General features: G+C 71.0%; 18 protein-coding genes and 1 pseudogene. 9 read left to right on the top strand and 10 right to left on the bottom strand.

The window, feature by feature from the left end:
• Positions 1-50 precede the first annotated feature (50 nt).
• Positions 51-2,639, bottom strand: a complete 2,589-nt coding sequence (locus ACIRDU_RS31680) for a hypothetical protein (protein ID WP_403585869.1) — start codon at positions 2,637-2,639, stop codon at positions 51-53.
• Between the two features lie 470 nt (positions 2,640-3,109).
• Positions 3,110-4,279 carry an alpha/beta fold hydrolase gene (locus tag ACIRDU_RS31675; RefSeq protein ID WP_403585866.1) on the bottom strand — a complete coding sequence of 390 codons (1,170 nt, stop codon included), beginning with the start codon at positions 4,277-4,279 and terminating at the stop codon, positions 3,110-3,112.
• Positions 4,280-4,797: 518 nt separating this feature from the next.
• On the opposite strand from ACIRDU_RS31675, the pseudogene ACIRDU_RS31670 reads away from it, so the two are divergent.
• Both ACIRDU_RS31670 and ACIRDU_RS31665 read left to right on the top strand, forming a co-directional pair.
• Positions 4,798-5,103: pseudogene (locus ACIRDU_RS31670) on the top strand (transposase); the annotation flags it as partial.
• A gap of 44 nt (positions 5,104-5,147) precedes the next feature.
• Positions 5,148-5,621, top strand: a complete 474-nt coding sequence (locus ACIRDU_RS31665) for a transposase (protein ID WP_403585973.1) — start codon at positions 5,148-5,150, stop codon at positions 5,619-5,621.
• Between the two features lie 26 nt (positions 5,622-5,647).
• Here the strand turns inward: ACIRDU_RS31665 and ACIRDU_RS31660 are convergent, their stop codons facing one another.
• Entirely contained in the window at positions 5,648-6,031 is a 384-nt protein-coding gene (locus ACIRDU_RS31660; protein WP_403585864.1) for a VOC family protein, read from the bottom strand.
• A gap of 660 nt (positions 6,032-6,691) precedes the next feature.
• Between ACIRDU_RS31660 and ACIRDU_RS31655 the strand changes: the two genes are divergently transcribed.
• On the top strand, positions 6,692-8,083 hold the full coding sequence (locus ACIRDU_RS31655; protein WP_403585861.1) for an MFS transporter: 1,392 nt from the start codon (positions 6,692-6,694) through the stop codon (positions 8,081-8,083).
• A 42-nt stretch (positions 8,084-8,125) separates the two neighbouring features.
• On the opposite strand, the gene ACIRDU_RS31650 is transcribed toward ACIRDU_RS31655, so the two are convergent.
• The 4 genes from ACIRDU_RS31650 to lnt form a co-directional block, all read right to left on the bottom strand.
• Complete coding sequence (locus tag ACIRDU_RS31650; RefSeq protein ID WP_403585858.1) at positions 8,126-10,030, bottom strand: helix-turn-helix domain-containing protein; 1,905 nt, start codon at positions 10,028-10,030, stop codon at positions 8,126-8,128.
• A 75-nt stretch (positions 10,031-10,105) separates the two neighbouring features.
• Entirely contained in the window at positions 10,106-10,906 is an 801-nt protein-coding gene (locus tag ACIRDU_RS31645) for a 3-hydroxybutyrate dehydrogenase (protein ID WP_403585855.1), read from the bottom strand.
• 54 nt (positions 10,907-10,960) lie between these two features.
• Complete coding sequence (locus ACIRDU_RS31640; RefSeq protein ID WP_403585852.1) at positions 10,961-11,440, bottom strand: NUDIX hydrolase; 480 nt, start codon at positions 11,438-11,440, stop codon at positions 10,961-10,963.
• A 68-nt stretch (positions 11,441-11,508) separates the two neighbouring features.
• Positions 11,509-13,125, bottom strand: coding sequence for an apolipoprotein N-acyltransferase (gene lnt / locus ACIRDU_RS31635; protein WP_403585850.1), 1,617 nt, complete (start codon positions 13,123-13,125; stop codon positions 11,509-11,511).
• A 217-nt stretch (positions 13,126-13,342) separates the two neighbouring features.
• On the opposite strand from lnt, the gene ACIRDU_RS31630 reads away from it, so the two are divergent.
• Positions 13,343-14,419, top strand: coding sequence for an O-antigen ligase family protein (locus ACIRDU_RS31630; protein WP_403585848.1), 1,077 nt, complete (start codon positions 13,343-13,345; stop codon positions 14,417-14,419).
• A 42-nt stretch (positions 14,420-14,461) separates the two neighbouring features.
• Here ACIRDU_RS31630 and ACIRDU_RS31625 read toward each other — a convergent pair whose 3' ends face one another.
• Both ACIRDU_RS31625 and ACIRDU_RS31620 read right to left on the bottom strand, forming a co-directional pair.
• Complete coding sequence (locus ACIRDU_RS31625) at positions 14,462-15,016, bottom strand: hypothetical protein (RefSeq protein ID WP_403585846.1); 555 nt, start codon at positions 15,014-15,016, stop codon at positions 14,462-14,464.
• 114 nt (positions 15,017-15,130) lie between these two features.
• On the bottom strand, positions 15,131-15,916 hold the full coding sequence (locus tag ACIRDU_RS31620) for a glutamate racemase (RefSeq protein ID WP_403585844.1): 786 nt from the start codon (positions 15,914-15,916) through the stop codon (positions 15,131-15,133).
• A gap of 39 nt (positions 15,917-15,955) precedes the next feature.
• Between ACIRDU_RS31620 and ACIRDU_RS31615 the strand changes: the two genes are divergently transcribed.
• Entirely contained in the window at positions 15,956-17,146 is a 1,191-nt protein-coding gene (locus ACIRDU_RS31615) for a glycosyltransferase (protein ID WP_403585841.1), read from the top strand.
• Positions 17,147-17,159: 13 nt separating this feature from the next.
• On the opposite strand, the gene ACIRDU_RS31610 is transcribed toward ACIRDU_RS31615, so the two are convergent.
• Positions 17,160-18,443 carry a TerD family protein gene (locus ACIRDU_RS31610; RefSeq protein WP_403585971.1) on the bottom strand — a complete coding sequence of 428 codons (1,284 nt, stop codon included), beginning with the start codon at positions 18,441-18,443 and terminating at the stop codon, positions 17,160-17,162.
• A gap of 297 nt (positions 18,444-18,740) precedes the next feature.
• Here ACIRDU_RS31610 and ACIRDU_RS31605 point away from each other — a divergent pair, with 297 nt between their 5' ends.
• The 4 genes from ACIRDU_RS31605 to ACIRDU_RS31590 all read left to right on the top strand — a co-directional run bounded on the left by ACIRDU_RS31605 (position 18,741) and on the right by ACIRDU_RS31590 (position 23,400).
• Positions 18,741-19,169: a DUF6643 family protein gene (locus tag ACIRDU_RS31605; RefSeq protein ID WP_403585839.1), complete on the top strand. Its 429-nt coding sequence runs from the start codon at positions 18,741-18,743 to the stop codon at positions 19,167-19,169.
• Positions 19,170-19,213: 44 nt separating this feature from the next.
• Positions 19,214-20,095, top strand: a complete 882-nt coding sequence (locus tag ACIRDU_RS31600) for an MOSC domain-containing protein (RefSeq protein WP_403585836.1) — start codon at positions 19,214-19,216, stop codon at positions 20,093-20,095.
• Positions 20,096-20,204: 109 nt separating this feature from the next.
• Entirely contained in the window at positions 20,205-20,810 is a 606-nt protein-coding gene (locus ACIRDU_RS31595; protein ID WP_403585834.1) for a hypothetical protein, read from the top strand.
• A 154-nt stretch (positions 20,811-20,964) separates the two neighbouring features.
• A complete protein-coding gene (locus ACIRDU_RS31590; protein ID WP_403585831.1) occupies positions 20,965-23,400 on the top strand; it encodes a right-handed parallel beta-helix repeat-containing protein in 2,436 nt (811 codons plus the stop codon).
• The last annotated feature ends 4 nt before the right edge of the window (positions 23,401-23,404 follow it).

Raw genomic sequence — 23,404 nt, 5'->3', positions numbered from 1 at the left:
AGGCCGGGATGTTTCGGGGGCCTCTGGCGAGGCCCCTGTGTCACTACAGTCTATTGCTCCGGGCCCAGGTCGATTTCCACAGTGACCCGCCGAACGCGTACCTCTTGGATGTCGTTGTTCGGCAGGTCGAGGCAGTCGAGCAGTCGTGCGGCTGCCTCGCGAGATGGATTCCGCTCGGTTGAGCGGCCGAGCTGCTCTTGGGGCGGCTCATGAAGCTCGGCATCGATGGCGTAGCTCATACCCCCCGACACCATGCCGTCGACGAGGCTGCGGATGCTGATGGTCGTGCCTGCAACTTCGTTCGCTTGGAAGCCGCCGCCCGGGATCAGGCGTGGTCGAACCTCCCGACTTGCCAGTGGGCCAAGCTCGAACGCAGGGCCCCCGGGATTGGCGAACTTCATGCGCCAGTTCCGGCGCGCCAGAGGCTCCGGCAGAGTCGCTTCCATCTTGACCGAAACGGTCCGATCATAGGGGTTGTTGACCTGGAACCGCCGTCCTGCGAAGGCCCCGACGAGGGCTTCGACTCCACCGCCGCCGGGGATCGGTGCGACATTTCGCTGTGCGATGTTGTTGTCGAAGGGCACCAGACGTGCAGGTGGAAGCGGGCCGTTCACGGTCTCGGTATTGGGGAGGTCGCCATCGGCCGAGACGGTCATGAGCAGGCATTCGTGCCCTTCCACGGCCGGGGTCCATGTGAAGGGCCCGACCACAGTACTGCCACCGGAGGCCAAGCCCCCGGGGACTGAAAGGGATGCGGTCGTCATGGATTGCCAGTCACTCGGCCATACCAACCCGGCGGTGGGGCGGGAGTGATAGCCCTTGACGACGACATTGTGCGCCTTCTGCGTCCCCCGGTTCTTGACCCGGCAATACACATAGTTGGAAACGTTGAGGATCGGTGTTTCGTGAGTTGTACCGCCATCGGCTGTGAGGCGGTTCCAGATGTCGGTCGTCTCCCAGAAGTTCTCCAGGTACGGTGCGTATTCGCCGGCCCGCCCGTCGTCGATGTAGACGTCGACTGCCGGGGGCGCGCCGGGAGCCGTCACCGGGGTAGGTGCCGAGGGCGGCTGATAGAAGCCTTGCTTCTCGAAACTCCACCGAACGACTTTGTGGAACGCGCCACCCGGGTGGCCCTCGAAGATGGCGGTGCCATGGTCGGCGTTCATCAGTGCAGTAGCGAAGACCCCCGCATCGGGTGTGGGCGTAATGGGGCTGGTCGCAAGCGAGCCGATGGCCCGAAGTTGCAGGTATGCCAGGTAGCGGGCGGCGAACCGGCGCACGTTCGGGTACGACGAATCGCCGCCTGTCGACCGATAGATGCGGAACATCGTTGTCGACAGGATCTCCTCGCTCTGGTAACCCCTGTCGTCGTTGGTTCCGCCCCAGGCCCAGCCCTCACTGACCTGCCGGTCTTGGCGACGAGGGACTGCCGGTACCCACGGGAAGGTGAGGAAGCGGTCAGGTGCCAGCGAGTCGGGGGCGTGCAGAATCACCGCCAACGAGTCGCCACCATTGTGGACAAAACCGAGGTTCGCCGAGTGGACCGTGTCATAGAGCAGCCCGTGGACGAACTCGTGGACCATGACTCTGGCGTCACATGACATGCTCACCGTCGACCCGGATTGCACCAGGCCGCACGTGTAACGCCCCATGCCGGTGCCGCTGGCATTGCCGAACGAGTGTGCATTGACGTCGGTCTCGCTGCGATGGTCGATCTCGACGGGGAACGTCGTGCCGTCGAGATAGGTGGCCAGGTTGAAGCCCATCCCCTCCATCAACTGGAAGAGCGACTCGATGTTGTTGTAGGCGCAGGCTGCAGCGAAGTCGTCGCTGGGCACGGAATAGTCGAACGAGCCGGGTGCCGGCGAGGTCGGCGGCGCCGCGGTGGGCGTCTGGAAGTCGACGACCGACACCCGCGATCCGACAAGGCCCTGAGGACTCGTCGGCGGGAGCTGGGGCAGGGTGACAGGGGTGCGCCAGTAATTGAGCTCGCCGGGGTTGGTGGTTGTGACGGTGCCTGGGTTGGCAGTCGCGGTAAGGGCCGCGTTGCCGGTCCTGGTGATGGGGTCCGTGGTGTACACGTTTGCCGTCGCACAGGAGACGAACGCCCGCAGGTAGAGCACTGACCGGGTTGACGGCTCCACGAACGCCCGCCAATGCACCTCACCGAGTTCCGGCATCGGGTACGTGAAGAGGTACTCCGTGACCACGTAGTGCTCATCTGCCCGGATCTGCTCTGGCACAGGCGGCAGGGGCAGTGTGGGCGGAGCTTCCTGCAGCAGTCCCCGACGGGCTTCCTCGGACACTTCTGGATGGAGGCGTTGTGCCGGGTCGTACTGGAAGACGAGCTGCCGCCTACTGTTGATCCTGATGTTCCGCTCGGTCCCCACGCTGTCAGGACCACTCGGTTGACGACTGATTCCCAAGACCGTGAGCAGCTCGTCCTCGCCCAAGTCCTTGCCGGACCCCTCCGGTGTACCTGCCGGGGCCTGCGGCCTGCCGATCTTGATGTCGTAGTGAAGTGAACTCGTGGAGCTGGTGACCCTGGCCGGCGAGTCGTGAGCCGTGATCGAAAGGCCCGCCTCCCAGATGGGCAACCCCTCGTACGACTGCTGATAGGAGACAACCGACGTCTCCATGACGGACGACTCCTGCTCCCATCTCAGCCTCACCTCACCAGGCCCACCGCCCTGTCCATTTGTCGTACCCGGGCCAGCGATCCACTCGGAGGGGACCTCGTACAAAGGTGCCACCTCACGCAGATACTCGTTCGCCGCTGCACCGGGACTGAGCGGGATGGCGGTGCTCGCTCTGTATGGCTCCTGCACATGCTCCATATGGCGAAGCCGACCAGCTCGGTCCCGCTGCTCGTGCACGTTCTGCGTAACCTCAAAAGACATGCGATTCCCCTCGGCTCCACGCAATGCGGCGCATCTCGCTGAACTCGCGGTATGACGATGTGACCCTTCCTCGGCCCACCTTTCATCTCAGGCGGGTCTTTGACGTGCGGGTCCGGAGCACGTGCCCGTAGCTGAGCGGGTGCTGCTGTCCCGTCCGTCTCCGGTGGTGCGCTGGTAGGCGTTGTCGGGTGGCGTACGGCACGAAGCTGTCAGTCCATCGGGGTGAGGACCCCGTCCTCGTCCAGGAAGTAGCTGCCTTTCGCGAGGTCTTCCGCAGTGCCGTCCTTGAGCCATTGCCGGGACATCCTGTGCACTGCATTGGCCTGGCGCTCCCAAAGGATTTGGTGGCCTGCGCAGGCGATGCGGAACATCAGCTTGTGCGCGCCGGGGATGGCGTCGTAGAGCGCGGGCACCGAGAAGTGCAGCAGCCCGAGGTTGGCTGGTGTGTTGACCGTGGAGTCGAGGTCTCCGTAGATGATGAGCACGGGGACGTCGGAGCCGAGGATGTCGTCCAGCGGCACAGTGGTGGAGTTCCAGCCCCACCAGTACTGGTTCTTCACCCGCACGACGCCCGAGGGTTTTCCCGCCACGTCGGGACCCCACTTGGCACCGACGGCGTCATTTTCCATGATCGCATCCCACACCACATCGACCATCCCCTCCTCCCGCTGCTTGTGGCACTTCACGTCCCTGTCCCACGCCGTGGTGAAACCCGCCTTGGTGGTGAGGGTCATGGGGAAGCCGAACACGGAAGCCGGTTCGCTCTGTGGCAGCTGCACCGGCGGGTCCCAGCGCGTCCCGGGTTTGCTCTGCCTGCCGTTGGGAGGGAAGATCGGCGCGAGCAGGAGCAGGCTTTTGACGTTCTCCTTGTGCCGGATGGCATACGGGCCGAGCTGCTGTGCGGCGGCCGACCAGCCGATGAGGTGGGCTTTGGACGCGCCGGTGAGGTCCTTGATGTAGGTGATGACCTTGTGGACCTCGTCCCAGTTGCTCTGGGAGTTGTCCAGCTGGGAGGCGTACTGCACAGGGCCCGAGGCACCTCCTGGATGAACGTCCAGGAGCGGCTTCTGGGCAGGGTTCACGTTGCGTGGGTCGTCCATTTCGGGGCGCGTGGACCGGCCGGACCCCTGGAGGTCCATGACGAACACGTCGTAGCCCGCCTCGGCCAGGAATGTGGCCCAGCTGTATGTGCCGTGCTGGAGGTCGAAGCCCGCCAGCGCCGGCACACTGCGTCCGTGCAGCATCAGAACGGGCTCGCGCGGCTTGTTCGGCTTGGTGCCGTTGCGCTCCCGCACGAAGAGCGTGGCGGGCTTGCCCTTGTTCGCAGGGATGGTCGAGGTCCACGGAATGAGGTGGTCTTTCAGGACTGGTGCTGCCATGACTGCGCTCCGATGGCTCCGTCTCCGGTTTGTCGGCCCTGCCGCTCCGCCGCTACCGGGGTCCTCGGGGCGGCCCTGCGGGACGCGGTTGATCGCGATGCACTGCCCGTCGACCGGAGCTCGACCGTCCGCTGGCCTGTCCAGCCCATCCCGCGAATTTCGATCCGCGTACCCTGGGCAAACGCGCTCTCGACGGTAGTTGCAGTGTCACGCTCGGTTCCGCCCGTGCTTGTCCCTCAGCCGTCCATGAACCCACAACTCCGCGGTGGTGGGGATAGCGCGAGGCTCACGGCGGGCGTCGTCTGGCAGCCCATATTCGCTGCCGACATCGGGCTCATACGCTTTCATTCACGATAACTCTCGGCCAACGTCCCACGCCTGTCCAAGATTCAAGGGCCTGCCGGAGTCGGCAGTGGCCGCCTGACACAGGACGCGAAGATCTCGCGCAGTGTAGGTGCGACAGCCTCGGCCAGGGGGTGTATCAAAAGTGGATCTTGCACGTGGGGTGATCTTGGTTCGTGGCGCGTGGAGACCTGACGGACGAGCAGTGGGCCGTGCACGAGCCGCTGTTGCCGAGGGGCAAGAAGCCCGGTCGGCCGCCGACATGGCCCCGGCGACAACTGATCGACGGCATACGGTTCCGGGTCCGTACCGGCATCCCGTGGCGGCACCTGCCCGCGCGGTACGGGACGTGGGGCCGGGTGTACGACCTGTTCCGCCGGTGGCGGCGCAGCGGCATCTGGCAGCGGATCTTCACCGCGCTCCAGGCCCGGGTCGACGCCGAGGGCTTGATCACGTGGGACCTCAACGTCGACTCCACGGTATGCCGGGCCCACCAGCACGCCGCCGGGGCGAGGAAAAAGGGGAGTTGCCGAAGGAGCCGCCCGGCGGCGTCGCAGTCGAGCCGGGCGACCACGGGCTGGGGCGCTCGCGTGGCGGCCCGACGACCAAGCCGCATCTGGCGGTCGAACAGGGCCCGAAACCCATGTCCATCGTGATCACGGCCGGGCAGCGGGGCGATACTCCGCAGTTCGAGCCCGTCCCGAACAAGGTCCGCGTCCCGCGTCTCGGGCCTGGCGGGGCGCGCACCCGACCCGATCGCTTGCGCGCCGATAAGGCGTACGCATCCCGGAAGAACCGCGCTTACCTGCGGCGGCGCGGGATCCGCCGCACCATCCCGGACAAGGTCGACCGGGCCCGCCACCGCAAGAAGCGCGGCTCGCTCGGCGGCCGGCCGCCGAGGTTCGACTCGCAGGACTACAAGGCCCGGCACGCGGTCGAATGCGGGATCAACCGCCTCAAGAGGAACCGCGCCGTGGCCACGAGGTACGACAAACTGTGAGATAGGCCAGGATGGTCGCAGAAGCGTCAGGAAGTCATGGCGGCTCGGTCGGACTCGCTGCGCAGAACGCAGAACTCGTTGCCTTCGGGATCAGCAAGGACCGCCCAGCCAGAGCCATCGGGATTCCGGAGATCGGTGACAAGGGTGGCGCCGAGGCCCAGCAGTCGTTCCACCTCCTGCTCGCGCGAGGTCTCTGGGCGCAAACACAGATGGATCCGGTTTTTGATCGTCTTGGACTCGGGCACCTGGTTGAAGTACAGCACTGGGCCCTCCGCCAGCAGCACCTGAACCTCCGGATCACCCGGTTTGTCCTCCGGGTGCAGCGGACGGCCGGTCACCCTGCTCCAGAACCGGGCCAGCTCGTAGGCATCCGCGCAGTCAATCGCTATGTTCTGCAATACCGAAACCATGCGCGCGAGCCTTCCTGATTTCCACTCCAGACGCCATCGAGTTGCGCTCGTTCATCGCGCACACAACTCGGGCACTGGCAGCACTTGTCACCTGGACAGCGTCAGGCACTCTGCCGGTCAGGCCGCACGCCTGAACCGGCTCGCGCGGGAGGGCGCGCGGACCATCCATCCTCACCGATGAGCCCGCCTTCCCGCCGACGCGGGTGTGCTTGGCCTGCGCCACGACCCGACCGCGTTGCGGATGGTGAGCGATGGCGTCGGCAGCCTGGCCGCCGCCCCCACCCACTGTGCGGGCCCGCCAGCCGTCGCGGACTTCCTTCGGGCCGCCTCCCGCAGCGCAGCTATGGGCCCGATCCGCCTCTGATGCAAAAAGTCAGCACGCGAGAGACGAACACACGCGATGACGTGGGAATCAGTCAGCACCGACCAGCACGGGTGAGAGCACGCCACCGTTGCATCACCCCCCAACCACGCTTCCCGGACAGCACTTTGTTTCGCCGCTCTCCAGGCCTCACCATCGTCGCTCCGCCAGCAGGCATGGTGGCCTCACGCACAACGGCGCCCCGAAGTATGTTGTCCCACCACATGTGCCCCTGACCTGCACCTTCCTACGGTGTGCCACACGTACCCGTCCCCACCGCACACGAGGAAGTGGCGCACATGGCCTCCGCAACCACCGCTCCCCCACCCCCCGGGAACCTCCGTCGCATCGTCGCCGCCAGCCTCATCGGCACCACCATCGAGTGGTACGACTTCTTCCTCTACGGCTCCGCCGCCGCGCTCGTGTTCAACAAGCTGTTCTTCCCGGACTCCGACCCGCTCGTCGGCACCCTGCTGTCGTTCCTGACGTACGCGGTCGGATTCGCCGCCCGGCCACTGGGCGCGCTGGTGTTCGGGCACTACGGCGACCGGCTCGGGCGCAAGAAGTTGCTGGTGCTCAGTCTGCTGCTGATGGGCGGGGCGACCTTCGCCATCGGGCTGCTGCCGACGCACGCCTCCATCGGGACGGCAGCGCCGGTGCTGCTCACCGTGCTCCGGCTGGTCCAGGGCTTCGCGCTCGGCGGTGAGTGGGGCGGTGCCGTACTGCTGGTGTCGGAGCACGGGGACGCCCGGCGGCGCGGGTTCTGGGCGTCGTGGCCGCAGACCGGCGCGCCGGCGGGGCAGCTCCTCGCCACCGGTGTGCTGTCCCTGCTCACGGCCCTGCTGTCGGACGCCGCCTTCGGCAGCTGGGGCTGGCGGGTGCCGTTCCTGCTCTCCGGGGTGCTGGTGATCGTCGGTTTGTGGATTCGTCTGTCTGTCGACGAATCGCCGGTCTTTCAGCAGGCGTTGGCGCAGGCCGAGGCCCGCAAGGCGGACCGCGCGGGGGAAGCCGAGAAGCTGCCGCTCGTCTCCGTGCTGCGGCACCACTGGCGTGACGTCCTGGTCGCGATGGGGGCGCGCATGGCGGAGAACATCAGCTACTACGTCATCACCGCGTTCATCCTCGTCTACGCCACCACCTCGGCCGATGTCTCCAAGCAGACCGCGCTCAACGCGGTGCTGATCGCCTCGGCCGTGCACTTCGTGGTCATCCCTGCGTGGGGCGCGCTGTCCGACCGGATCGGCCGCCGCCCCGTATATCTCGTGGGTGCGGTCGGTGTCGGGCTGTGGATGTTCCCGTTCTTCTCGCTGATCGACACCGGCGGCTTTGGCAACCTGCTCCTCGCCGTCACCGTCGGGCTGGTCCTGCACGGGGCGATGTACGCGCCCCAGGCCGCGTTCTTCTCCGAGATGTTCGCGACCCGGATGCGCTACTCCGGTGCCTCGATCGGCGCCCAGTTCGCCTCCGTCGCGGCGGGCGCGCCCGCGCCGCTGATCGCCACCGCACTGCTGTCCGACTACGGCAGCTCCACGCCGATCGCCCTGTACGTCATCGCCGCCGCCGTGCTCACGGTCGTCGCGGTGGCGGCGGCCGAGGAGACCCGCCACCGGGACCTGGCCGATGTCGCCCTTCCCTCCGGAGCCGACGCGGACCGGACGGTGGCCGGGGCGGAGGACGCCCGGGCCGTCTGATGCACCCCGAGTCCGGCCCCCGTGCGTCCGCGCGTACGGGGGTCAGTGCTGTGCCGGCTCCGACAACCGGTGCAACCGCAGGGCGAGTTGGATCTCCAGGGCGCGGGCCGGGCTCTGCCAGTCGTCGCCGAGGAGGCGGCCGACTCGCTCCAGGCGCTGGGCGACCGTGTTCACATGGACGTGCAGGTCGTCCTTGGTACGGGCGGGGCTCATGCCGCAGGCGAAGTACGCGTCGAGTGTGCGCAGCAGTTCCGTGCCGCGTCGCCGGTCGTAGGCGATGACCTGGCCGATGGTGCGGTCGACGAAGCCCGGGATGTCCCGGTCACCGGCCAGCAGCAGACCCAGGAAGCCGAAGTCCTCGGCGGCGGCCCCGTCCCCGCAACGGCCGAGGACACGCAGGGCTTCGAGGCAGCGCCGGGCCTCCGCGTAGGCCGTGGCCACGCTCTCGGGGCGGGTGGCGAGGCCCTCGGCGGGTGCGGAAGCACCGACCGTGACCGGTGCGTGGACCGCTGTGCCCAGGTGCCGGGCGGCGCGGCGGGCCAGGCCGGTCGCGGTGTCCCCAGGGCCGAGGGGCAGCAGCAGGACGGTGCCCCCGTCCCGCGTGGCGGCCAGGCCGTGCCGGGTCGCGGCCAGGTGGGACGCCGCCGCTGCCAGGCGTCTGCGGGCGTCCGCCTCCTGGTCGGCATCGGCCGCGCCGCCCTCCGGCCGCGCGGCCAGCACGACATGGAGCGCGTCGAGGTCGGCGTGCAGCCGGGCCGCGCGCTCCCGCAGCAGGCGCGGGTCGCGGTCACGGGCGTCGAGCAGGTCGTCCAGCAGCTCACCGCGCACGCGCTGTTCGGCCTCGGCGGCGGATCTGCGGGCCAGGAGCAGCAGGGAGGTGACCATGGCGGCACGCTCCAGGGTGCGCTGGTCGACGGGGTCGAGCCCCGGGTGCCCGCGCAGCACGAGGGCGCCGAGCAGTTCGCCGCCCGCCGTGACGGCGGCGATCCAGTCGTCCCCGTGCCGCACCGCGTGGCCCTCCGCGCGGGACGTCTCCAGCGCTCCGGCCGGGGTCGCGGTGGGCTCGGCGAACCGGACGGTGCCGTCGAGGATCTCGGAGACCGCGTCGGCCACGTCGTGCACTCCGCCGCCGCGCAGGACGAGTTCGGCCAGCCGGTCGTGCACGTCGGACGCGCGCTCGATGACGCCGCTGCGGTCCCGGATGATCTCGTTGGCCCGCTCGAGGCCGGCGAGGGCCGACCGGGTCTCGGCGAGCAGATTGGCGGTGTCGATGGCGGCCGCGGCGAGGGCGGCGAAGGAGCCGAGCAGGGCGATCTGCTCCCGCTCGAAGACCCGGGCGCGCCGGTCCGCGGCGAACAGCACGCCGATGACGTGGTGCCCGAGCGTCAACGGCACCCCGCAGATGGCCACCAGCCCCTCGTCCCGCACCCCCGCGTCGATGGCGAGGGTGTGCTGGAAACGGTCGTCCTTGAAGTAGTCGTCGGTGACATAGGGGCGCGCGGTCTGTGCGACCAGGCCGCCGAGCCCCTCCCCCATGCCGAGCCGCAGCTGCTGGAACCGGGCCGCGACCGAGCCCTCGGTGACCCGCATGTAGGTGTCGCCGCGCTCCGTGTCGTGCAGGCTGAGGTAGGCGACATCCGTGCCCAGCAGCGACCGGGCGCGCTGCACGATCGCCTGGAGTACCGCGTCGAGGTCGCGCAGGCCCGCGAGGTCGTGGGCCGTCTCGAACAGTGCGGAGAGCTCGGCCTCGCGTCGGCGTCGCCCCTCCAGCTCGGCGCGCACGCGCAGGGCGAGCGGCTTGGCCTGCCGGAGCGCGGCGATCCATTCCGCCGGGCGCCCTTCGGCACGCGCGAGCAGCTCCGGCTGCTCATAGGCGTCGGCCGACGCGCCCCTGGCCAGGAGCTCGAGGAACGGCATCTCGGCGGACTGCACATGATCGCTGGACATGCTCACAGGATTCACCATGACCGGGCCGTCCCGTCAGCCCTGTGGACAACTCCCCGGGCCGACGGGACCGGCTGCTCAGTGGGCGGTCCAGCCACCGTCGAGCACGAGCGAGGTGCCGGTCACGAAGGACGCCTGCGGACCGCACAGATACGCCACGGCCTCGGCGACCTCCTCCGGTTCGATGAGCCGCTTGACGGCGCTGTCCTTGAGCAGCACCTCCGCCAGGACGCGTTCCTCGGAGATGCCGTGCGCCTGCGCCTGGTCGGCGAGCTGCTTCTCGACCAGTGGCGTGCGCACATAGGCGGGGTTCACACAGTTCGAGGTGACACCGTGGGGCGCGCCTTCGAGGGCGGTGGTCTTGGACAGTCCCTCCAGGCCGTGTTTGGCGGCCACATAGGCCGACTTGTAGGCCGAGGCGCGCAGCCCGTGGACGGACGACACGTTCACGATGCGGCCCCACCCCTGCCCGTACATGTGGGGAAGGGCCCCGCGGATGAGCCGGAACGGGGCCTCCAGCATCACGGTGAGCACCGTGTGGAACACGTCCGGCGGGAACTCCTCGATGGGGCGTACCAGTTGGATGCCGGCGTTGTTGACGAGGACGTCGGTGCCCGCGGCCGCGAGTTCGGCGGCGTCCAGGTCGGTGAGGTCGAGGACGTGCGGCTCCACCGCGCCGGCGAGGCCGTGTGCCCGGTCGGCCAGTGCCTCCAGGCCCGCGGCGTCCCGGTCGACGGCTCTCACCTTGGCCCCGGCGGCCGCGAGCCGCAGCGCGCAGGCACGGCCGATGCCGCCGGCGGCGCCGGTGACGAGCGCGGTGCGGCCGCCCAGGTCGAGCGGGCGGGCATGGGGGGCCAGGAGGGCACGGGGCGCGGTCATGGTTCGACCCTAGGCAGCGCCCCTGCCCCACCCCATGTGGTCACGCCCCATAGTTCAGCCTGAGGCAGTGGGATGGAACCACGTGGGGGCGTCCGACAGGGCCTGCTTGATCCGGAGCAGCCCGAAGTCGTCGAGTTCGGGCAGGGCGTCGACGTCGAACCAGGCCACGTCCAGCGACTCGTCGTCGTTGACCCGCGCCTCGCCGCCGACGGCCCGGCAGCGGAAGGTGATGTCCATGTACTGGCAGATGTCGCCGTTCTCATACGTGACGGGCTCCAGGGCCTGCACGACGACGACCCGTTCGGCGACGCAGCGCACGGCCGTCTCCTCGTAGACCTCCCGCACCGCGCAGGCCGCGGGCTGCTCCCCCGGGTCCGGGATGCCGCCGAGCACGGACCACTTGCGGGTGTCGGCCCGGCGGTTGAGCAGCACTCTGCCCTCGTCGTCGAAGACGAGGGCGGTGACCCCGGGGAGCCAGAGCAGCTGATGACCGGCCGAGGCACGGAGTGTGCGGATGAAGTCGGGAGTAGCCATGCCGTCGACCCTAATGGGCCCGTTCGGGCGGCCCTGCGCGATTCGGGCGGCGTGCGACCGGCGTACGGCTACACGTCACCGGCGCGTCGCGCACGCAGCCCGGCGCCCACGGCCCAGCCGACTCCACCGGCCGCGACCAGTACGAGGGCGATCTCCGGCAGGATGCCGAGCCGTGTCGCGGGGGTCTGCGAGGATCGCAGCGGCACCTTCTGCACCAGTGAGTCGGCGACGAACATGCCGGTCTTCTGGGTGATCCTGCCGTCCGGCATGATGATCGCGCTGACACCGCTGGTCACCGGCACCGTCACGGTCCGGCTGTGCTCGACCGCGCGTACGCGGGACATGGCGAGCTGCTGGTAGGTCATCTCGCTGCGGTCGAAGGTGGCGTTGTTGCTGGGCACGGAGATCATCTGGGCGCCGTCGGTGACCTCGGAGCGCACGGTCCAGTCGAAGGCGGCCTCGTAGCAGGTGACGAGGCCGACCTTGGCGCCGTCCATGGTGAACACGCCGGGTTCGGTGCCCCGGCTGAAGTCCTGGCGGACCATCGCCGTCCAGTTCTTGTTGATCGCGCCGATGAGCGAGCGCAGCGGCAGGTACTCGCCGAACGGCTGGATCTGGCGCTTGTCGTAGGTGTCGACGGGTCCCTTCGCCGGGTCCCACAGGATCTGCTCGTTGTACAGCTTGCCGTCCCGCTCGACGACACCGCCGACCGAGATGGGCACGCCGATGGACCTGGCCGCGGTGTCGATGACGGCGCGGGCGTCGGGGTTGGCGAAGGGGTCGATGTCGGAGGAGTTCTCCGGCCACAGCACGAAATCCGGCCGCGCGACCTTGCCGGCCTTGACCTCGGCGGCCAGGCGTTCCGTCTCGCGCGCGTGGTAGTCGAGTACGGCGCGCCGCTGGGAGTTGAAGTCGAGGCCGGCGCGGGGCACGTTGCCCTGGACCACCGCGACGGTGGCGGTGCCGTCCTCCGCCGTGTCGCTGACCAGTGGCCGGGCGGCGACGGCGCCCACGACCGGGACGGCCAGACTGAGCAGGCCCACGGCCGCCGCGGCGCGCCGTACCTCACCGGTCCGCCGCCGTTCCACGGCCAGCCGGACGACTTCGTACAGTCCGAAGCCGCACAGCACGACCGCGAAGCCGAGCACCGGTGTGCCGCCCACCGCGGCGAGTGGCAGGAAGACCCCGTCCGCCTGTCCGAACGCGATCTTTCCCCAGGGGAAGCCGTGGAAGGGCACACGCGCGCGTGCCGCCTCGCCGGCGATCCACACGGCTGCCGCCCACACCGGCCCGCCGGGCAGCTTCGACACGGCCGCGACACCCACGCCGACCAGGGCGATGAAGAGGGCCTCGATCGCCACCAGGGCGAGCCAGGGGCCCGGACCCACCTCCACTCCGGTCCACACCAGCAGCGGCAGCAGGAAGCCGAGCCCGAAGAGGTAGCCGAGCCCGAGTGCCGCCTTCCAACCGCGGCCGCGCTGCACCCAGCCGAAGACGGCGAAGGCCGGCAGGGCCAGCCACCACAGGGTGCGGGGCGGGAAGGAGACGTAGAGGAGCAGGCCGGAGAGGGCGGCCGCGGCGGCCGGAACGAGACGTACCAGCCGCCGGGCCCACGTCCGCGCGCCTGGCGCGATCCGCGGCTTCAGCTGGTCCGACTCGCCGACGGAGGTTGCGGTGACGGTCACTCCCGGAGTGTAAGACGCGCAACTTCGGGACCGACAGCGCGGTAGGCACGACGGACGACCTGTTCATTTCGTCACGGCACATCCCCAAACTCTTCACCAGCCGTTACGGTGTGCCAAGCCTCAGTCGTACGGCCCGTCGCGGCCCATGCCGACCGGGGTCTTCACAGGTCGGGGGCGACGGGTGCGCCGGGGGGCGGGCGGGGTGGGTTCCAGTGGGATGACGTCCGCTTCAGGGGCGGACGCGGACGGCGAGAGACGAATCGTTTCTGACGCGGCCGGTGTCGTGGTGCTGGGGGCCTGCGCCGGCTGGTCCCTGATCACGGCGGCCGTGCACGACGGCAGACCCGAGGGGGTACTCCTGGCGGTGCTGGCCGTGGCAGCCGGGTACGCCGCCGGGCGGATCAGCGGGGCGCTGCTGCCCGTCGGCGCGCCCTCGGCCGGGGCGCTGGCCGGCATCGCGCTGACCGTGGCCGTCCCGCACCTCGCGCCGGGCCCGCAGATCGCCGCGCCCCTGGGCCATGCCGGGGCCACCGCCGCCGTACTGACGCTGTCGGCCGGCGCCGCGTGCTGCGCGGCCTGGGCCGCGCCGGTTCCGGCCGTTCGGTTCGCCCTGCGCCTGCTGGCCGCCGGGACCGCGGTGCTCGCGGCCGTGCTCGGCTCGACCAGTGGCTTCGTGACCTGTCTCGCGGTGCTGGTGTGCTCACTGGCCGCCGGCCGCGCCCGTCACCGCGGCGCCGGTATGGCAGCCCTGGCGGCGGTCGCCGCCCTGGTGACCGGTCTGATCTGGGCGATCGCCGCACGGGTCGTGCCGAGCGGCTTCGTGTCCGCTCTGGAGGGGCGGCTCACGCCGCACCGCGTCCAGCTGTGGCAGGACGCCTGGCATCTGCTGGGCGAGGACGCCGCCCTGGGAGCCGGCCCGGGCCGTTTCGGGGAGCTGAGCACGACGTCCGCCCAGTCACTGCTGTCCGACGGCAAGCCCCACTCGGCGCCCCTGCAGCAGGCGGCCGAACAGGGCATCGTCGGCGTGGTCCTGCTGGCGGCGGCGTTCGGGTGGGTCCTGTACGCGCTGTGGCGCGGCCCGCGTCCGACCCCGGTGGCGCTCACCGCGGGCGCGGCCCTGACGGCGCTCGCTGCGATCGCCGCGATCGGCAACGCGCTGAGCTTCACCGCGGTGTCGGTGGGAGCGGGCCTGCTGGCGGGGATGGCCACGGCGCGCCCTCTCGAACCGGCGGGCCGCACTCCGGAAGCACGGGCCACGGCGGTCGCGCCAGGGCCTCGTGATCACGGTCAGTGATCACCACTGTCGATCACAACCGGTGACGAGCACCCCGGTGATTCAGTGTGCGGGGGCGCCCGGCTTGGTGGGCCGCAGCCGTGCCTCGATCACCCGTACGGCCGCCTCGGCGTCGTCCACGGTGATCGTGAAGGTGTGCCCGTCCCACAGCTCCAGCTCGACGCCCTCACCCCGTCGCACGACCACCGCGGTGCCCTTCTCGGGCCGCCATCGGTAACCCCAGCCGCCCCAGTGGCGGGGGGTGACATGGGAGATGTACGTGGCGCCGGCCACGTGGGAGAGCGGGATGCGGCGGCGGGGTACGCCGATGTGGCCGCAGCGCACCTCGAGGTGTTCCTCGTCGACCCGCAGGGCGACGTGCACGAAGGCGAGGGTTCCGAAGAGGACCAGCAGCCCGGCGGCGATGCACCCGACGACGGCCATCACGAGGGGGGCGATACCGGACTTCCATGCCGAGTCGACGGCCAGCTCGATGCCGAGCGCCATGCAGGCGGCGCCCACGAGCGCCAGCAGCCACTGCACCCGGTTGGTGGCCCGGCCGGTCCAGACCTCCGAGTGCGGGTGGGGGGCGTTGTCGCCGTGGCGGTGGTCCCTCATGTCTTTGAGAGTACTCAGGTTTCGTTCCGCTGGTACCTCGTGGCGGAGGGTGACTGCGCCGGCCGGGCGTCGGGCCGGTCCGGCTCGGCGATGACCGTCGGTGACGGGTTCCGGTCAGCCGGCGGGTGTGACCGCCTGCAGCAGGCGCCCCTCGGCGTACGCCAGGGCGGGGGCGGGGAGCGCGCCCTCGCGTCCGCTGAGCAGGACGGTGAGCGTGCCGTGCGGTGTGGCTCCCGGCGCGGGCTGCTCGCCGAGCCGTCGCAGGGCCTGGGCGGCGACGGCGCCGGCGGAGCCGTGCAGCACGAGGGGCGGGCGGCCGGGGCGCTGGACGGCGGTCCGGATGCGCTCGGCGACCAGTTCGTAGTGGGTGCAGCCCAGGACGACGGTGGTCACCTCCTCCGGGGTGAGGGCGGCGGCCGCGGACACGGCCGCGTCGATCGCCGCCTCGTCCGCGTGCTCCACGGCCTCGGCCAGGCCCCAGCACGGCACCTCGGTGACGGGCACGCCACCGGCGAAGTCCCGGATCAGGGCCTGCTGGTAGGGGCTGCCGGTGGTGGCCGGGGTGGCCCAGATGGCGAGGTGCCCGCCCCCGGCCGCGGCCGGTTTGATCGCCGGGACCGTGCCGACGACCGGGAGTCCCGGTTCCAGGCGGGCGCGCAGGGCGGTGAGCGCGTGCACGGTCGCGGTGTTGCAGCCGACGATCAGGGCGTCGGGGCGGCGCGCGGCGGCGGCCTCGGCGACGGCCAGGGCGCGCCTGGTCAGGTCCTGTGGGGTGCGCGGACCCCACGGCATGCCCTCGGGGTCCAAGGAGAGCACGAGATCGGCGTCGGGGCGCAGTCGCCGTACCGCGGCGGTGGCCGCCAGCAGACCGATTCCGGAGTCCATGAGCGCGATCTTCACCCGATCACGATAGACGATGAGCCGTCTCGGGCAGGTCCGGTGGGGCAGACTGCGCGCGTGAGCGCCGTTGTGTGGACTGCCGCTGGATCATTGCTCGCCTGGCTGTGGCTGCTGCTCTGCCAGGGCTTCTTCTGGCGCACCGATGTACGGCTGCCTTCGCGCGAGGAGCCGGACGCGTGGCCGTCGGTGTGCGTCGTCGTCCCCGCCCGCGACGAGGCGGCCGTGCTGCCGGCCGCGCTGCCGTCGCTGCTTGTTCAGGACTATCCGGGGCGGGCGGAGATCTTCCTCGTCGACGACGGCAGTTCGGACGGCACCGGTGAGGTGGCGCGTGAGCTGGCACACCGGCACGGCGGGCTGCCGCTGACCGTGGGCTCGCCCGGCGAGCCTCCGGCGGGCTGGACCGGCAAGCTGTGGGCGGTGCGCCACGGCATCGGGCTGGCACGCGCGCGTGAGCCCGAGTACTTCCTCCTGACGGACGCCGACATCGCGCACGCGCCGGACAGTCTGCGGGAGCTGGTGGCGGCGGCCCGTTCCGGCGGGTACGACGTCGTCTCCCAGATGGCCCGGCTGCGGGTGGAGAGCGGGTGGGAACGGCTCGTCGTGCCGGCGTTCGTCTACTTCTTCGCGCAGCTGTACCCCTTCCGCCGGATCGGCAAGGGGGGACGGACGGCGGCCGCGGCCGGGGGCTGCGTCCTGCTGCGGGCGGAGGCCGCCGAGCGGGCGCGGATCCCGGAGGCGATCCGGCACGCCGTGATCGACGACGTGGCGCTGGCGCGGGCCGTCAAGCGCGGCGGGGGCCGCGTCTGGCTGGGACTGGCCGAGCGGGTGGACAGCGTGCGGCCGTATCCGCGGCTGCACGACCTGTGGCGCATGGTGTCGCGCAGCGCGTACGCCCAGCTGCGGCACAGCTCCCTGCTGCTGGCCGGGACGGTCGCCGGGCTGGCGCTGGTGTATCTCGTCCCGCCCGTGGCGGTCCTGGCCGGCCTCGCCGCCGGCAGTACGCCGGCGGCGGTCCTCGGGGGTCTCGCGTGGCTCGTCATGACGGGGACGTACATCCCGATGCTCCGCTACTACCGGCAGCCGCTGTGGCTCGCTCCCCTGCTGCCGTTCACCGCGTTCCTCTATCTCCTCATGACGGTCGACTCGGCGGTGCAGCACTACCGGGGGCGCGGTGCGGCCTGGAAGGGCCGCACCTACGCCCGTCCGGACGCCGTGCCAGACGAGGGCTGACGGCGGCCGGGAGTCACTTCCGGCCGGGGGTCCAGTTCATGCCCCACCCATAGGCGTGGTCGACGGTCCGCTGCGGGCTCACCCCGCGGTCGGGCACCAGGTAGCGGGCCTCGCGCTGGACGACCAGGTCGCCGCCGGTGTTGGTGATCAGGGCGAGGGCGCATACGAGCGAGGGGACCGTGCACTCGTCGAGCGAGAACTCGATCGGCGCCCCGTACTGCGGCTGGAGCGTCACCGACGCGTGCAGATCGGCGAAGGAGCGGGCGCCTTCGTAGATGGTGACGAAGACGAGGATGCGCCGGAAGGCGGCTTTGTGGTCGAGGTTGATGGTGAGGTTCTCACCCGTCGACACGGCGCCGGTGCGGTCGTCGCCGTCGAGGTGGATGTACGGAGGCTGGTGCAGCGCTCCGAAGCTGTTGCCGAGGGCCTGTACGACGCCCTTGCTTCCGTCGTCGAGTTCGTACAGCGCGCACAGGTCGAGGTCGAGGTCGGAGTGCATCGCGGTCGGGCGCCCGAACTTGCCGCTCCACCCCGAGAACTGTTTGCGCACCTGCCAGTTGAGGTTCACGTGCAACGCGCCGGAGGTGCCGCCCTGCTTCGTGAGCGAGACGGAGGGGGCCGCCTTGGTGAGCGTCACCTTGGTGAGGCGGACGGGCGCGGGCGGTGCGGCGGGCGGGGGCGGTGCCGCGGGCTGCGGCATCGGCGGGGGCGGGTACGCGGCGGGCGGCGTGGCCGCGGCAGGTGCCGGGGCCATGGCCGGTGCCGGTGCCGCCTGCTGCGGCTCGTCCACCGTGATGCCGTAGTCCGTGGCCAGCCCTTGGAGTCCGCTGCTGTAGCCCTGGCCGACGGCGCGGAACTTCCAGGCGCCCTGGCGACGGTAGAACTCGCCCAGCACGAAAGCGGTTTCAGTGGTGGCGCCCGGGTTGTCGAAGCGGGCCACCGGCGCGCCCTGGGCGGCATCCTTGACCTCGATGTACAGGTCGGGGACCTGTCCGAAGGTGCCGCCGTCGGAGGAGGCGGCGAGGACGACCGTCTCGATCGCGGGCTCCACGCGCGCGAGGTCGACGAGGAGCGTGTCGGTCACCCGGCCGCCGGCGTCGCGCTTGCCCTCGTGCCGGATCGCGCCGGAGGAGTGCGCGGGCTGGTTGTAGAAGACGAAGTCCGCGTCCGAGCGGACCTTGCCGCTTACCAACAGCAAAGCGGAGGCGTCGGCGTCGGGCACTCCGGGTCCGGCCCGCCATCCCAATTCCACCCGCAGTTCTGCGGTGGGCACCGGAATATTTGAACCTTTCAGCATTTGCATGTCCGCCCCCATTGCGTGTCACCGCGCCAGGCCCGTCCCGGCCGTCCGTCGAGTTCCGTCCGCACAACCTATTCCTTGCCGCGGCGAAGTCCCATGCGAGAGCGCCCGGAAGACCGGTGGCCAACCGCTGGTAACCCGGCCGGAACTCTGCCTATACACGATCAGGACCCCGTTCGCCGCCCCTTTTTGCCGAGTTCGCTCGCATTGGGGATCCCGGGTCACTGCGGACACGGAAAACAACCCTCTTATCGGTCTCCCCAACCAGCACATCGTGGGCTTAACTTATGTGCCATGACCTCCCCCCGCTCCACCTATGGCGGCGGCTACTACTCCGCCTCCTTCCCGGACACCCCGATCTACGACAGGCTCGTCGCCGAGCGGGGCACCCCGCAGATCGCCCCGATCCGGGTCCCCGCTCAGTACGACATGCCGGGCGGCAACCTGCCCGCCCTCCCGTCGGCGCTGCCCGCCCTTCCGGCAGCTCCCTCCCAGCCCGCCTACGGCTATCCGCAGGCGCAGCAGCCCGCGCCGCTGCAACAGGCACCCGCGGCGTACATCCCGCAGCAGGCCACCGCTCCGCGCGGCTACCCCGGCCCCCAGCCGCAGCAGCCGCGTCCGGTGGCCCCCGCGGGCTACGAGGCGATGCGCCCCGCGGCTCCCCGGCCGGCCCCGGCCCCCTATCAGGACCCGTACAACAACCAGCAGTACCGCGGGTACTGAGCCGGCCTCCGGGGGCTGTCAGTGCCGACTGGCACGATGGCCCCATGGGGAACGCCCACCTGCACTCGATTCACATCCATCCGGTCAAGGCGGTCCGGGGCCTGGCGCCCCGGCAGGCCGTCGTGGAGCCCTGGGGGCTGGCCGGAGACCGGCGCTGGGTGCTGATCGACGACGGGGGAATGGTCGTCACACAGCGTCGGCAGCCGCGCCTCGCGCTCGCCGCCGCAGAGCTTCTGCCCGGTGGCGGCGTCCGGTTGTCCGCGCCCGGCATGCGACCGCTGGCGGTGCCCGTCCCCCGGCCCCTGGCCACCGTGCCGGTGGAGATCTTCCGCGACAAGGTCGAGGCGATCCCGGCCGAGGGCGAGGCCGCGCACGCCTGGTTCAGCTCCTGTCTCGGCATCGATGTGCGCCTGGCGTACATGGACGACCCTGCCGTGCGCCGGCCCCTCGCCGAGGAGTTCGCACGGCCCGGTGAGACCGTCTCCTTCGCCGACGGCTTCCCGCTGCTGCTCACCTCGACGTCCTCGCTCGACGCCCTCAACTCCCTGATCGCGCAGGGCGAGCACGCCGGCGAGGGCCCGCTGCCCATGGACCGCTTCCGGCCGAACGTGGTCGTGGCCGGCACCCCCGCCTGGGCCGAGGACGGCTGGTCGCTCCTCGCCGTCGGGGAGGTGCGGTTCCGCGTGGCCAAGCCCTGCGGCCGGTGCGTGGTGACCACCACCGACCAGGACACCGGCGAGCGCGGCCGCGAGCCCCTGTTCAGCCTGGGGCGGCACCGGCGGCTCGGCGGCAAGCCGGTCTTCGGGCAGAACCTGGTGCCGCTGTCCCCCGGCACGATCCGGGTAGGGGACCCGGTCAGGATCCTCGAACAGCTCTCCGGCCGCCGCGGGAACCGCACCGCGGACCCGGGCGTTGGGCTTGTGTGAGAAATTCATGAGAGGCCCTCGGGGAGGGTGATGTCGCTCTCTCTTCCACGGGCCCGCGCACGGACGGCTCCGCCGGGGAGTATCACGGAGCGGGAAGGGGGTGCAGGCGGTGCGAGCGATCAGCGGACTCTGGCGCTGGCGGCGCAATCCACTGTGCCGCGCGACCGACCTGACCGAGGCCTGGGTGGCGCTGACCGCCCTGCTGCTGATCCTGCTGGCCGCCCCGGTGGCCGGCTCGCTCGTCGGGGGAACCGCTCAGGACGCGCTCCAGCGCTCCGTGCGAGCACAGCACGAAGCGCGTCATCTGGTGACGGCCACCGTGGTCCGCAAGCTGGACCGCTCCCCGCTGGACGCCGACCCGGAGACGTCGTCGGGCCGGGACCTGCGCAACCGCGTCCTCGCCGACTGGACCGCACCGGACGGCACCACGCGCCAGGGGCCCGTCCTGGCGAGCCTCAAGAACCCGCAGCCGGGCGACACGTTCCGGATATGGACCGACCGGCACGGCCGCATGGTGGCCCGCCCCCTCGACTCCGCCACGGCCTCGACGCACGCGGTCCTCGCCGGCTTCGGGGCGGCCCTGGCGACGGGCGGCCTCATAGAGGGCGGCAGACGGCTGATCGTCTGGCGCATGGTCCGCCGCCGGTACGCCCGTTGGGACCAGGCATGGGACAAGGCGGGCCCGGACTGGGGCAGGACGGGCACCGGCAGCTGACGGCCTTCCGGCTCTGGTCAACCCACCACCCGCGCGCACGCTACGGTGGTCCGGCCGAACCGTTCGGCACAACCCGCGCGCGAGCGAGCCCCAGGGACGCGCCCCGAGGGCGGACGAGCCATCCGTACGACCGAGGTGGGGGCACAGCTACACCATGGCACAGGGCACGGTCCAGGTGACGCACACCGGCACGTCGCGGTGGCGGCGCCGCACGGGTGAGTACGCATCGCTCGCCGCCGCCCTGGAGGCCGCGGCCGACGGAGACGTCCTCACCGTCGCCCCCGGCACCTACCGGGAGAACCTCGTCCTGGAGCGCGCGGTGACCCTGCGCGGCCCCGAGGGCTCCCCCGGCTCGGTGCGGATCGCGCCCGTGGACGGAGTGCCGCTGACCGTGCGCGCCTCGGCGGTGGTCCAGGACCTGCACGTGGAGGGCCAGGACGCGGCCGCCCCCGCCGTGCTGGTGGAGGAGGGCACGCCGGAGCTGCTGGACGTACGGGTCGTGACGCGGTCGGCGGCCGGGATCGAGGTGCGCGGCAGTGCCCGGCCCACGGTCCGGCGCTGCGCGGTCGACAACCCGGCGGGCATCGGCATCGCCGTACTCGACGGTGCGGGCGGCGTGTTCGAGGAGTGCGAGGTCGTCGCGGCCGGCCAGGCCGGTGTGGCGGTGCGCGGCGGCGCCCACCCCCGCCTGGAGCGCTGCCGGATCCACCACACCTCGGGCTCCGGCCTGTCGGCCACCGGGGAGAACTCGGCGCTGGAGGCGGTGGGCTGCGAGATCTACGAGGTCCGGGGCAGCGGTGTGCAGATCACCGGCCGGGCCACCGCCCACCTCACCGACTGCGATGTGCACCGCACGACGGCCGACGGGGTCACCCTCGACACGGACGCCGTCCTGACGCTCGCCGACTGCCGTATCCACGACATCCCGGAGAACGCGGTCGATCTGCGCTCCCGGTCCGTTCTCACGCTGACCCGCACCACGGTGCGGCAGTTCGGGCGCAACGGCCTGTCCGTGTGGGACCCGGGCACGCGCGTGGACGCCAACCAGTGCGAGATCTTCGACAGCACGGGCGACTACCCGGCGGTGTGGGTGAGCGACGGGGCGACGGCGGTGCTCGACTCGTGCCGGGTGCACGACGTGCCGGACGCGCTGTTCGTCCTGGACCGCGGTTCGCGCGCGGACGTCGTCGACACCGACCTCTCGCAGGTGCGCAACACGGCCGTGTCGGTGAGCGACGGCGCGACCGCGCAGCTCGACGACTGCCGGATCCGGGACGCCGCGACGGGCGCCTGGTTCCGCGACCACGGCAGCGGCGGCACGCTCAGCAACTGCACGGTGGACGGCACCCAGACCGGCGTGATCGTCACCAAGGGCGCCGACCCCACGGTGGAGCGCTGCACGATCGACTCCCCGGCGGAAGCCGGTGTCTATGTGTCGGCCGGCGGCCGGGGCAGCTTCCTGAACTGCCGGGTCACCGGCAGCGGCGGCTACGGCTTCCATGTGATCGACGGCAGCCGTACGACGCTGCGCAAGTGCCGCACGGAGCGGTGCGCACGCGGCGGCTACGAGTTCGCGGACAGCGGTGCGGACGCGGCGTCCGGAGCGAGTCCTCTGGTCGAGGACTGCACGAGCGACGAGAGCGGTGGGCTGCGGGCGCCCGCGGCGCGGGAGACGGCCGTGCAGACGGTGAGCCACTCCCCCGGCCTGCTGGGTGCGCTCCCGGGGCAGCGCGCCGAACCGGAGCCCCCGGCGCCGGTCGCCGAGCCCGAGCAGCCGGCCCGCTCCTCCAAGGACGTCCTCGGTGAACTGGACGCGCTGGTGGGCCTGGAGAGCGTCAAGCGCGAGGTGCGTGCCCTCACCGACATGATCGAGGTCGGCCGGCGCCGGCAGCAGGCGGGCCTGAAGGCGGCGTCGGTCAAGCGGCACCTGGTCTTCACCGGCTCCCCCGGCACCGGCAAGACGACGGTCGCGCGGCTCTACGGCGAGATCCTGGCCTCCCTCGGCGTGCTGGAGAAGGGCCATCTCGTCGAGGTGTCCCGGGTCGACCTGGTCGGTGAGCACATCGGCTCGACGGCGATCCGTACGCAGGAGGCCTTCGAGAAGGCGCGCGGCGGCGTGCTGTTCATCGACGAGGCGTACGCACTGTCCCCGGAGGACGCGGGCCGCGACTTCGGCAAGGAGGCCATCGACACCCTCGTGAAGCTGATGGAGGACCACCGGGACGCGGTCGTGGTGATCGTCGCGGGCTACACGGCCGAGATGGAGCGCTTCCTGTCCATCAACCCGGGGGTGGCATCCCGCTTCTCACGGACCATCACCTTCAGCGACTACGGCCCCGAGGACCTGCTGCGGATCGTGGAGCAGCAGGCGGAGGAACACGAGTACCGGCTGGCGGCGGGCGCGGCGGAGGCCCTGCGGAAGTACTTCACGGTGCTCCCCAAGGGCCCGGCGTTCGGCAACGGCCGTACGGCGCGGCAGACCTTCGAGGCGATGGTGGAGCGGCATGCGAGCCGGGTCGCCCAGCTCGCGGAGCCGAGCACGGACGACCTGACGCTGCTCTACGCCGAGGATCTGCCCGAGCTCCTCTGAGTCC

This window comes from Streptomyces sp. NPDC093598, from assembly GCF_044764825.1.
Taxonomy (GTDB): domain Bacteria; phylum Actinomycetota; class Actinomycetes; order Streptomycetales; family Streptomycetaceae; genus Streptomyces.
Note: the sequence above shows the minus strand (reverse complement) of the source record. Positions and strands in the feature narration are given on the sequence as shown.

Excerpts from the sequence above, each read along its gene's own strand:
- ACIRDU_RS31680 (WP_403585869.1), bottom strand. The coding sequence starts at position 2,639 with ATGGAGACGTCGGTTGTCTCCTATCAGCAGTCGTACGAGGGGTTGCCC.
- ACIRDU_RS31675 (WP_403585866.1), bottom strand. The coding sequence starts at position 4,279 with ATGGCAGCACCAGTCCTGAAAGACCACCTCATTCCGTGGACCTCGACC.
- ACIRDU_RS31660 (WP_403585864.1), bottom strand. The coding sequence starts at position 6,031 with ATGGTTTCGGTATTGCAGAACATAGCGATTGACTGCGCGGATGCCTAC.
- ACIRDU_RS31655 (WP_403585861.1), top strand. The coding sequence starts at position 6,692 with ATGGCCTCCGCAACCACCGCTCCCCCACCCCCCGGGAACCTCCGTCGC.
- ACIRDU_RS31650 (WP_403585858.1), bottom strand. The coding sequence starts at position 10,030 with ATGTCCAGCGATCATGTGCAGTCCGCCGAGATGCCGTTCCTCGAGCTC.
- ACIRDU_RS31645 (WP_403585855.1), bottom strand. The coding sequence starts at position 10,906 with ATGACCGCGCCCCGTGCCCTCCTGGCCCCCCATGCCCGCCCGCTCGAC.
- ACIRDU_RS31640 (WP_403585852.1), bottom strand. The coding sequence starts at position 11,440 with ATGGCTACTCCCGACTTCATCCGCACACTCCGTGCCTCGGCCGGTCAT.
- ACIRDU_RS31630 (WP_403585848.1), top strand. The coding sequence starts at position 13,343 with ATGACGTCCGCTTCAGGGGCGGACGCGGACGGCGAGAGACGAATCGTT.
- ACIRDU_RS31625 (WP_403585846.1), bottom strand. The coding sequence starts at position 15,016 with ATGAGGGACCACCGCCACGGCGACAACGCCCCCCACCCGCACTCGGAG.
- ACIRDU_RS31610 (WP_403585971.1), bottom strand. The coding sequence starts at position 18,443 with ATGCTGAAAGGTTCAAATATTCCGGTGCCCACCGCAGAACTGCGGGTG.
- ACIRDU_RS31605 (WP_403585839.1), top strand. The coding sequence starts at position 18,741 with ATGACCTCCCCCCGCTCCACCTATGGCGGCGGCTACTACTCCGCCTCC.
- ACIRDU_RS31600 (WP_403585836.1), top strand. The coding sequence starts at position 19,214 with ATGGGGAACGCCCACCTGCACTCGATTCACATCCATCCGGTCAAGGCG.
- ACIRDU_RS31590 (WP_403585831.1), top strand. The coding sequence starts at position 20,965 with ATGGCACAGGGCACGGTCCAGGTGACGCACACCGGCACGTCGCGGTGG.